The organism is Streptomyces sp. NPDC005863, assembly GCF_042871345.1.
In the GTDB taxonomy this organism is placed as follows: Bacteria; Actinomycetota; Actinomycetes; order Streptomycetales; family Streptomycetaceae; genus Streptomyces.
Genome location: NZ_JBIAII010000006.1, coordinates 514,553 through 524,227, shown reverse-complemented (window position 1 = coordinate 524,227; position 9,675 = coordinate 514,553). Strand labels below are relative to the sequence as shown.

Genomic DNA, 9,675 nt, shown 5'->3' with positions numbered 1-9,675 from the left:
GGCGTTGACTTTTGGCACGCTGTTGAGTTCTCAAGGAACGGACGCTTCCTTTGTACTCACCCTCTCGGGCTTTCCTCCGGGCGCTTCCCTTCGGTATTTCGTGTTTCCAACCTTACCAGATCCGTTTTCCGTTCCGTTTCCGGTTCGGGTTTCATTTCCGGTGGCCGTTGGAGGGCCTTTGCCTTTCGGCTGATCCGACTTTATCAGAAGTTTTCCGCCGGACTTACCGGCTTCGGATTCCGATTGATCGGGGGTGGCTTCTCGTATCGATGAAATTCGAGAAGCAAGCAGATGTTAACTGCCGCCGCTGGACGCTGTCCAGCTCTAGGCAACTGTTCGAATCTACCTCCCCGGTCCTGCCGTGTCAACGGCTTTTCCGGGGCGAGAAGGAGACTAGCAGGCCTGGAGGGTCGAACGCACATCACGCTGCGAGCGGGACCGACGCGCTGCGTTCGTGCTGGTCGACGTCGCCCGTCTCGCCCGCGCGGGCCGCTCTGCCGCCCAGTACGTAGACGTACGCGAGGAAGGTCAGCTCGGCGCCCACTCCGATCGCGATGCGGGCCCATGTGGGGAGGCCCGAGGGGGTGACGAAGCCTTCGATGGCTCCGGAGACGAACAGGACCAGGGCCAGGCCGATGGCCATGCCCAGGGCTGAGCGGCCCTCTTCCGCCAGGGCCGTGCGGCGGGTGCGAGGGCCCGGGTCGATGACCGTCCAGCCGAGCCGCAGACCCGTACCGGCGGCTACGAAGACGGCGGTCAGCTCCAGGAGGCCGTGGGGCAGGACGAGTCCCAGGAAGGTGTCGAGGCGGCCGGCCGAGGACATCAGGCCGATGCCGACGCCGAGGTTGAGCATGTTCTGGAAGAGGATCCAGATGACCGGGAAGCAGAGGAAGGCGCCCAGGACCAGGCACATCGCGGCTGCCTGGGCGTTGTTCGTCCAGACCTGGGCGGCGAAGGAGGCCGCCGGGTGGCTGGAGTAATACGTCTCGTACTCGCCGCCCGGACGTGTCATCTCGCGGAGGTCGCCGGGAGCCGCGATCGAGGACTGGACCTCGGGGTGGGTGGCGATCCACCAGCCGATGACGGCGGCCAGGACGGTCGAGAGCAGGGCGGTGGGGATCCACCAGCGGCGGGAGCGGTAGACCGCCGCCGGGAAACCGCGGGTCAGGAAGTGGGTCACGTCCCGCCAGGATGCACGGCGCGTGCCCGTCACGGCGCTTCGCGCGCGGGCCACCAGGTGGGTCAGGTGGCCGGTGAGCTGCGGGTCCGGGGAGCTGGACTGGATCAGGGAGAGGTGGGTGGCGGTGCGCTGGTAGAGGGCGACGAGTTCGTCGGCCTCGGCGCCGGTGAGGTGGCGTCGGCGGCGCAGCAGGGCGTCAAGACGGCCCCATTCGGCCCGGTGGGCGGAGACGTAGACGTCGAGGTCCATCGGATGGCTGCTCCTCGTACTGCGGCGCGGGATGGTTCAGCTTGGCAGACTGGCCACTCCTACGGCAGTGCGGGAAGGGCGGCAGGCGTGAGTGAGCTTGTGACGGGTGAGGCGGTGGCGTTGGAGCTGCGCCCCGCGAAGCTGCCGAGCCGGTCGCTCGCCGTGCTGATCGACCTGGCGGTGGCGTGGACGGTCTATCTCCTGGTGACCATCGGGGTCCTCGCATCGACGGCGTCGCTGGACGACGCAGCCATGGCCGCCGTCGCGGTCGCCGGCTTCGTACTGATCCTGGTCGGCGGGCCCATCGCGGTGGAGACGCTCAGCCATGGGCGCTCGCTCGGGAAGCTCGCGTGCGGGCTGCGGGTGGTGCGGGACGACGGGGGGCCGATCCGGTTCCGGCACGCGTTGGTGCGGGGGGCCGTGGGGGTCGTCGAGATTCTGCTGACCTTCGGGGTCGTCGCGTGCATCGCGTCGCTGGTGTCCGCGCGCGGGCGGCGGCTCGGGGACGTGTTCGCGGGGACGCTGGTCGTACGGGAGCGGGTGCCCACGGTGCAGGCCGCCTTTGTGCCTCCGCCTCCGCCCTGGCTGGCGGGGCGGTTCTCCGGGCTTGACCTGTCCGGGGTTCCCGAGGGGTTGTGGCTGGCGATCCGGCAGTACCTCTCGCGGGCGGGGCAGCTGGATCCGCAGGTGGGCTGGACCATGGCCGAGCGTCTCGCCGGTGATCTGGTGGAGTGCACCGGGGCGCCCGCGCCGTACGGCGTTCCGCCGGCCGCCTTCCTGGCCGCGGTCGTGCACGAGCGCCAGGCTCGGGACGCGCGGCGGGCGTTTGGGGCTGGGGGTGTGTTTGCGCCCTCGGGGGCTGGGGGTGTGTTTGGCGGGGAGGCCGGTGCGGGGACTTCGCGCGGTGCGGCTGGGGCGGTCGGTGCCGCTGGTACGGCTGGTTCCGGCGGCTCCACCCACCTCCCCGTCTCCCCCGGTACTCCAGCCCCTCCTGCCCCTTCTGCCCCTCCCGTCTCCCCCAGCCACTCCGCCCAGCCCGGCGCCGCCGACGGCTCCGGTGGCGAGGACTCGCCTCCGGCCACCGGGTTCGTGCCGCCCGTCTGAGCCGTCCGCGGGGGCCTCACGTGAAGGTCGACGGTGGGTTTTCCAGGCGTTCGAGTTCGATGCCGGGGGCCGCGAGGACCACGTCGCCGGTGAGGTGGACGGTATGCTGTTCGCCGGTGTCCAGGGCTGTGACCTGGTATTCGTCGACGGTCAGGGGTCCGTTGTCAGTGGCGTGTGCTTCGCTTTTCAGCAGGGTCCAGGACTGGTCGAGGGTGCGGGGGGCCAGGACCGGGTCCGTGAAGGCGACCAGGCGGATGCGGGTCGCGGGGGACGCGGGGGTCAGGCGCAGGAGCCGGGCCGTCGCGATGAGGAAGGCGGGGGATGTGCCGGTGAAGGCGTGGGCGGGGGCGTTGTCTTCGGTGGCGCGTGTGCCGGTGGGGTCGGTGCGGACCCAGGTGACGCCGTTGAGGGCGCCGGCGCGCACCTGCCAGTCGCCCGCGCGGAGTTCGAGGCGGATGGGGCGCCCGCGGTCGTCGAGAGCGAGGTCGACGGAGCCGGCGGGGATGCCTGTGGGGGTTCCTGAGGGGGTGGTCCGTTGGGAGACGTAGCGCCAGCCGGAGGGGCCGGGGGCGCAGTGGAAGTGTTCTTCACCGAGGGGGGTGTGGTCGTGCGGATCGTGGAGCGAATATCGGCCGCGGGGCATGGGCTCTGTTCCTGGTCCTCGGGTGGGTGGCCGTCTCACAAGGGATGGGTTGCCGTCTCAAGGTGACGGTGGCCGTCGTAGGGGGCTGGGTGGCCGTCTCACAGGGGCAGGCCCCCGCCACGGGGGCGAGGGCCTGCTGAAGTGACGCTGACCGGCGGCCGGTCGGCCGACGGCCGCGGTCTCAGTAGCGGTAGTGGTCGGGCTTGTACGGGCCCTCGACCTCGACGCCGATGTAGGCGGCCTGCTCCGGGCGGAGCGTGGTCAGCTTGACGCCGAGCGAGTCGAGGTGGAGGCGGGCAACCTTCTCGTCCAGGTGCTTGGGCAGCACGTACACGTCGGTCGGGTACTCCTCCTGCTTCGTGAACAGCTCGATCTGGGCCAGCGTCTGGTCCGCGAAGGAGTTGGACATCACGAACGAGGGGTGGCCCGTCGCGTTGCCCAGGTTCAGCAGGCGGCCCTCCGACAGGACGATGAGGACCTTGCCGTCGGGGTAGGTCCAGGTGTGCACCTGGGGCTTGACCTCGTCCTTGACGATGCCCGGCGTCGCCGCCAGACCCGCCATGTCGATCTCGTTGTCGAAGTGACCGATGTTGCCCACGATCGCCTGGTGCTTCATCTTGGCCATGTCCGCGGCCATGATGATGTCCTTGTTGCCCGTCGTGGTGACGAAGATGTCCGCCTTGTCCACGATCTCGTCGAGCGTCGTGACCTGGTAGCCGTCCATCGCCGCCTGCAGCGCACAGATCGGGTCGACCTCGGTGACGATCACGCGGGCGCCCTGGCCGCGCAGGGATTCGGCGCAGCCCTTGCCGACGTCGCCGTATCCGCAGACGACGGCGGTCTTGCCGCCGATGAGGACGTCGGTGGCGCGGTTGATGCCGTCGATCAGCGAGTGGCGGCAGCCGTACTTGTTGTCGAACTTCGACTTCGTCACGGCGTCGTTCACGTTGATCGCCGGGAAGAGGAGGGTGCCGTCACGGTGCATCTCGTAGAGACGGTGGACGCCGGTGGTGGTCTCCTCGGTGACGCCGCGAATCTCCGAGGCCAGCTGGGTCCACTTCTGCGAACCCTCGGTGATCGTGCGGTTCAGCAGCTGGAGGATGACGCGGTGCTCGTCGTTCTCGGCGGTGTCCACCGAGGGGACCTTGCCGGCCTTCTCGTACTCCACGCCCTTGTGTACGAGGAGGGTGGCGTCACCGCCGTCGTCCAGGATCATGTTCGGGCCGCCGGTGGGCGTGTTCGGCCAGGTCAGCGCCTGCTCCGTGCACCACCAGTACTCCTCGAGCGTCTCGCCCTTCCAGGCGAAGACGGGGATGCCCTGCGGGTCCTCCGGCGTGCCGTTCGGGCCGACCGCGATGGCGGCGGCGGCGTGGTCCTGGGTGGAGAAGATGTTGCAGGAGACCCAGCGGACCTCCGCGCCCAGCGCGACCAGGGTCTCGATGAGCACGGCGGTCTGCACCGTCATGTGCAGCGAGCCCATGATGCGGGCGCCGGCGAGCGGCCGGGTGGCGGCGAACTCCCTGCGGATCGCCATCAGACCGGGCATCTCGTGCTCGGCGAGGGTGATCTCCTTGCGGCCGAAGGTGGCCAGGGAGAGATCGGCGACCTTGAAGTCCTGGCCGTTGATGAGAGTCATGAGTGAGCTGCTCCTCGTGAGTGGAGTCGAGGGTGGACATGGCTGACCTGCGGCGTCGGGCACATGGGTGCACGGACGCGCGCAGCGCAGTCCGTCGGAGGCCCTCTCTCCCTCGGACAGTCCGTGCGGGGACTGCCCGACCGCCATCAGCAGCGACGTCTGGCTCATCCCCAAGCTACACCGATCGGCCCAGTCCGCCCCAGCCCGCCTCCGAGCACCGCATGTCTGGCGGATAGGCCGTCAGACCCGGACGTTATGGGACCTTTGCGAGTTTGATCCTGGGCTTATGTGTTGCAGGATGCCTTGAGATCGGGAACATATGCGCGATCTTGTGCGGCAAAGGTGTTAGGAGATCTACGTGACCAGTCCGGCCGATCCCCCCATAGGCGGGGCCAGCAGCGGGCAGCGGAGGCTGAAGCTGCTCGCCGTGACCGCCTGTCCGACCGGTATCGCCCACACGTACATGGCCGCCGAGAAGCTCTCGCAGGCGGCGGAGAGCCTCGGCGTCGACATGAAGGTGGAGACACAGGGTTCCATCGGAGCCGAGAACGTTCTTTCTGACAACGATGTCAGAGAGGCGGACGGCATCATCATCGCAGCCGACAAGGATGTGGATCGCAGCCGGTTCGCAGGCAAGCGTGTGCTGTCCGTCGGGGTGTCCGAGGGCATCAGCCATCCGGAGCGGCTGATCGAGCAGGTGCAGAGCGCGCCCGTGCACGACGGGGGTGGGGCCGGCGGCGGTGCCGGGCAGCCGTCCGGTGGCGGTACGGGCGGCGGCGGCGGTGGAGGCGGCCGGGAGCGGAGCGTCGCGTACAAGGCGCTGATGAACGGCGTCTCGTACATGATTCCGTTCGTGGTCGTCGGCGGGCTGCTGATCGCCGTCTCGCTGTCGCTCGGCGGGCACACCGACCCCAAGGGCGGGCTCGTCATCCCGGACGACTCGTTCTGGATGCACGTGAACCAGATCGGCACCATCGGGTTCACGCTGATGGTGCCGATCCTGTCGGGTTACATCGCCTACGCGATCGGGGACCGGCCCGCGCTGGTGCCGGGCATGATCGGCGGGTGGATCGCCAACACCGGTGAGCTGTACGACTCCAAGGCGGGCGCGGGCTTCATCGGGGCCATCGTCACCGGCTTCCTGGCCGGTTATCTGGTGCTGTGGATCAAGAAGGTCAAGGTCCCCAAGTTCGTCCAGCCGATCATGCCGATCATCGTGATCCCCATCATCGCGACCACGGCGCTCGGGCTGTTCTTCATCTACGTCATCGGCAAGCCCATCTCGTGGGTCTTCGAACATCTGACGAGCTGGCTCAGCGGGATGACCGGGACCAGCGCGATCCTGCTCGGCGCGATCCTCGGCCTGATGATCGCGTTCGACATGGGCGGTCCGGTCAACAAGACGGCGTTCCTCTTCGGCACCGGGCTCATCGCGACCGGCAACCAGACCGTCATGGGCATGTGCGCCGCCGCCATTCCGGTCATGCCGCTGGGGCAGGGGCTCGCGACGCTGATCCGTAAGCGGCTCTACGACGAGCAGGAACGGGAGACCGGGCTCGCGGCGTTGTTCATGGGCTTCTTCGGGATCTCCGAAGGTGCGATTCCGTTCGCGGCGGCGCGGCCCGCGCAGGTCATCCCCGCCAACATGCTGGGCGGCGCGGTCGCCGGTGCCATCGCCGGCATGGCGGGCGTCAAGGACGCGGTGCCGCACGGCGGGCCCATCGTGGCGGTGCTGAGCGCCGTCGGCGGCGTCCCGATGTTCTTCCTGGCGATCGCCGTCGGTTCGGTCGTCACGGCGCTCACAACCGTGACGCTGGTCGACCTCAGCGAGCGCAAGCGGCGCGGGGCTCCGCTCGTCGACGCTCCGGGCGGTCCCGAGCCTGTGCCGGCCGGGGTCGGGACCGGTGCCGGGGCGAGCGCGGGTTCCGCCACGGCGGGCGGTCTGCGCAAGGCGCCGGAAGCGGCGGCTCCCGTACCGGCGGCGGCTCCTGAGCCGAAGCCGAAGCCCGAGCCGGAGCCCGCCACCGAGCCGGAGCCCGAGCCCGCCGGTGAGGTCCTCTCCGGTTACCTCACCGAGCAGACCGTCGAGGTCCGGCTCGCCGCGTCCGACAAGGAGGCCGCGATCCGCGAGATGGCCGCGCTGCTCGCCTCCACCGGCAAGGTCAACGACGTGGAGGAGCTGGTGCGGACCGCGCTGCGGCGCGAGGAGCAGGGCACCACCGGGCTCGGCGAGGAGATCGCCATCCCGCACGCCAAGACCGACGCCGTGGACTCGCCGCTCGTCGGGTTCGCCCGGTCGCCCGAGGGCGTCGAGTGGGGTTCGCTCGACGGTACGAAGGCCAGGCTGATCTTCATGATCTCGGTACCGGAGGCCGCCGCCGGCGACGAGCACCTGCGGATTCTCGCGCTGCTCTCCCGGAAGCTGATGGACCCCGGCTTCCGCGAGCGCCTGGAGACGGCGCCGGACGACGCCGCGATCCTCGACGTGCTGCGCGAGGTGCGGTAGCCGCTCACCGGATGCCCGTACGTGGAGGGGCCCCGCACCACACCGGTGCGGGGCCCCTCCACGTACGTACGAAAAGGGCTCAGTGGCCGCCCGGCGCCTTCGCCGGGTTGGTGCCCGCGGCCGCTGCCGTCTCGCTGAAGATGTCCGGCTCCAGGTAGATGACGCGGGCGATCGGGACGGCGGTGCGGATGCGCTCCTCGGCGGCGTTGATCGCCGCGGCGACCTCGGCGGCGGTCTCGTCGTGCCGGACGGCGATCTTCGCGGCGACCAGCAGCTCCTCGGGGCCGAGGTGGAGCGTGCGCATGTGGATGACCTTGGTGACGGTGTCGCCGTCGACCACGGCCTTCTCGATCTCGGCGACCTCCGCGGTGCCCGCGGCCTCGCCGAGCAGCAGCGACTTGGTCTCGGCCGCCAGGATGATCGCGATCAGGATGAGCAGGATGCCGATGCAGAGGGTGCCGACGCCGTCCCAGACGCCGTCGCCGGTGGCCAGGGCGAGGCCGACGCCGCCGAGCGCGAGGACGAGGCCGACCAGCGCGCCGAAGTCCTCCAGGAGGACGACCGGCAGTTCGGGGGCCTTGGCGCGGCGGATGAACTGCGCCCAGCTGAGGCCGCCGCGCGTCTCGTTGGACTCCTTGATGGCGGTACGGAAGGAGAAGCCCTCCGCGATGATCGCGAACACCAGGACCCCGACGGGCCAGTACCAGTGCTCCAGCTCGTGCGGGTGCTTGATCTTCTCGTAGCCCTCGTAGATCGCGAACATGCCGCCGACCGTGAAGAGGACGATCGAGACGAGGAAGGCGTAGATGTAGCGCTCGCGGCCGTAGCCGAAGGGGTGTTGCGGGGTCGCCTCGCGCTGGGCCTTCTTGCCGCCGAGGAGCAGCAGTCCCTGGTTGCCGGAGTCGGCGAGGGAGTGGACGCTCTCGGCGAGCATCGACGAGGAACCGCTGAAGATGAACGCGACGAACTTCGCCACCGCGATCGCGAGGTTCGCGCCGAGTGCCGCGACAATCGCCTTTGTTCCGCCTGACGCGCTCATGAGTGCCCGGGGTCCCTTCGCCTTCGTACGTTCTCGGCCGTCGCGGACGGGCCGTGCTTTGCCCGCCCTTTGCGGTGGGTCATTGTTGCAGCACGCGAGGGCGGCGGGGCGTCAGGCCACCACGGTGGCGCGGAATACCGTGCCCGTTCCGGACACTTCGGCCTTTTCGCCCGCTGGGACAAAGGCGGACTCGCCGGGCTTCAGGGGCAGTTCGCCCGCGCGGACCGAGCCGGCGGTGCAGAGCAGGATCTGCGGGGTCGCGGCGGTGAGGTCGTGCGCGGCGGCGCCCTCGGGCAGGACGAAACGGGAGAGGCGGAACTCGTCGATCGGGGTCTCGTAGACCTCCTCGCCGTCGACCGAGGCCTCGGGGCGCAGGACGCCGGGGTCGGTCGCCTCGAAGCGGACGATGCGCAGGAGTTCGGGTACGTCGACGTGCTTCGGCGTCAGGCCGCAGCGCAGCACGTTGTCGGAGTTGGCCATGATCTCGACGCCGAGGCCGTCGAGGTAGGCGTGCGGGACGCCGGCGCCGAGGAACAGAGCTTCGCCGGGCTGCAGTTGGACGTAGTTGAGGAGCATGGCCGCGATGACGCCCGGGTCGCCCGGGTAGTGGTGGGCGATGTCCGCGTACGGCTCGTGGGCGCCGCCGAGGCGCCGGGCGGCGGCCGTGACCTCGGTGACCGTCTCGGCCATCTGCTCGGGGTCGGCGCTGAGCACGGCGGTCAGGACCTCGCGCAGGGCGGCCTCTTCGGGCTGGGCGTGCAGCAGGTCGACGTACGGCTTGAGGGAGTCGACGTCGAGGGCCTCCAGGAGGTCCGCGGTCTCGGCCGGGTCCCGGAAGCCGCACAGGCCGGCGAACGGCGTGAGGGCGCAGATCAGTTCGGGCTTGTGGTTGGCGTCCTTGTAGTTGCGGTGCGGGGCGTCGATCGGGACGCCGCGGCGCTCCTCGTCCTCGTACCCCTCCTTCGCCTGGGCGAGGTCGGGGTGGACCTGGAGGGAGAGGGGGGCGCCCGCGGCGAGGAGCTTGAGCAGGAAGGGCAGCCGGGGGCCGAATTTGCTGACGGCCGCCGGGCCGAGTTCGCGCTCCGGGTCCGCGTCGACGACCTCGTTCAGCGCGCCGCGGTCGGTGCGCGAGGGTGCGCCGGGGTGGGCGCCCATCCACATCTCGGCCTGCGGTTCGCCGGTCGGCTCGGCGCCGACGAGCTCCGCGATGGCGGTGGTGGAACCCCAGGCGTAGGGGCGGATGGTGTTGCTGAGGCGGTCCACGGAGGGGTGCTCCCTTACGTACGCGAATGCTGAACTGCTGCCGGTGCGGCCGGGG

8 protein-coding genes are annotated in these 9,675 nt (G+C 69.9%); 3 read left to right on the top strand and 5 right to left on the bottom strand.

All coding sequences use genetic code 11. From position 1 onward, the window contains the following. Window positions 1-193: hypothetical protein (locus tag ACFYO9_RS23795; RefSeq protein WP_358776126.1), on the top strand; the 193-nt coding region annotated here is incomplete at its 5' end. A 228-nt stretch (window positions 194-421) separates the two neighbouring features. On the opposite strand, the gene ACFYO9_RS23790 is transcribed toward ACFYO9_RS23795, so the two are convergent. Beyond that, a complete protein-coding gene (locus ACFYO9_RS23790) occupies window positions 422-1,429 on the bottom strand; it encodes a stage II sporulation protein M (protein WP_358776128.1) in 1,008 nt (335 codons plus the stop codon). A gap of 87 nt (window positions 1,430-1,516) precedes the next feature. Here ACFYO9_RS23790 and ACFYO9_RS23785 point away from each other — a divergent pair, with 87 nt between their 5' ends. Further along, window positions 1,517-2,533 (top strand): RDD family protein, encoded by a 1,017-nt coding sequence (locus ACFYO9_RS23785; protein ID WP_358776130.1) that lies wholly within the window; start codon window positions 1,517-1,519, stop codon window positions 2,531-2,533. 16 nt (window positions 2,534-2,549) lie between these two features. On the opposite strand, the gene ACFYO9_RS23780 is transcribed toward ACFYO9_RS23785, so the two are convergent. Together ACFYO9_RS23780 and ahcY are read right to left on the bottom strand one after the other, a co-directional pair. After that, on the bottom strand, window positions 2,550-3,176 hold the full coding sequence (locus ACFYO9_RS23780; protein WP_358776132.1) for a hypothetical protein: 627 nt from the start codon (window positions 3,174-3,176) through the stop codon (window positions 2,550-2,552). 181 nt (window positions 3,177-3,357) lie between these two features. Next, window positions 3,358-4,812 (bottom strand): adenosylhomocysteinase, encoded by a 1,455-nt coding sequence (gene ahcY / locus ACFYO9_RS23775; protein WP_355820253.1) that lies wholly within the window; start codon window positions 4,810-4,812, stop codon window positions 3,358-3,360. A 358-nt stretch (window positions 4,813-5,170) separates the two neighbouring features. Here ahcY and ACFYO9_RS23770 point away from each other — a divergent pair, with 358 nt between their 5' ends. Next, a complete protein-coding gene (locus ACFYO9_RS23770) occupies window positions 5,171-7,318 on the top strand; it encodes a fructose-specific PTS transporter subunit EIIC (RefSeq protein WP_358776134.1) in 2,148 nt (715 codons plus the stop codon). 79 nt (window positions 7,319-7,397) lie between these two features. Here ACFYO9_RS23770 and ACFYO9_RS23765 read toward each other — a convergent pair whose 3' ends face one another. Together ACFYO9_RS23765 and manA are read right to left on the bottom strand one after the other, a co-directional pair. Continuing rightward, on the bottom strand, window positions 7,398-8,357 hold the full coding sequence (locus ACFYO9_RS23765; protein WP_355820249.1) for a cation diffusion facilitator family transporter: 960 nt from the start codon (window positions 8,355-8,357) through the stop codon (window positions 7,398-7,400). Between the two features lie 111 nt (window positions 8,358-8,468). Beyond that, entirely contained in the window at window positions 8,469-9,620 is a 1,152-nt protein-coding gene (gene manA / locus ACFYO9_RS23760) for a mannose-6-phosphate isomerase, class I (RefSeq protein ID WP_358776136.1), read from the bottom strand. Window positions 9,621-9,675: the final 55 nt, after the last annotated feature.

What these genes read in the sequence shown, in the direction of transcription:
- ACFYO9_RS23780 (WP_358776132.1), bottom strand. Translation starts at nt 3,176, where the DNA reads ATGCCCCGCGGCCGATATTCGCTCCACGATCCGCACGACCACACCCCC.
- ACFYO9_RS23790 (WP_358776128.1), bottom strand. Translation starts at nt 1,429, where the DNA reads ATGGACCTCGACGTCTACGTCTCCGCCCACCGGGCCGAATGGGGCCGT.
- ACFYO9_RS23765 (WP_355820249.1), bottom strand. Translation starts at nt 8,357, where the DNA reads ATGAGCGCGTCAGGCGGAACAAAGGCGATTGTCGCGGCACTCGGCGCG.
- ahcY (WP_355820253.1), bottom strand. Translation starts at nt 4,812, where the DNA reads ATGACTCTCATCAACGGCCAGGACTTCAAGGTCGCCGATCTCTCCCTG.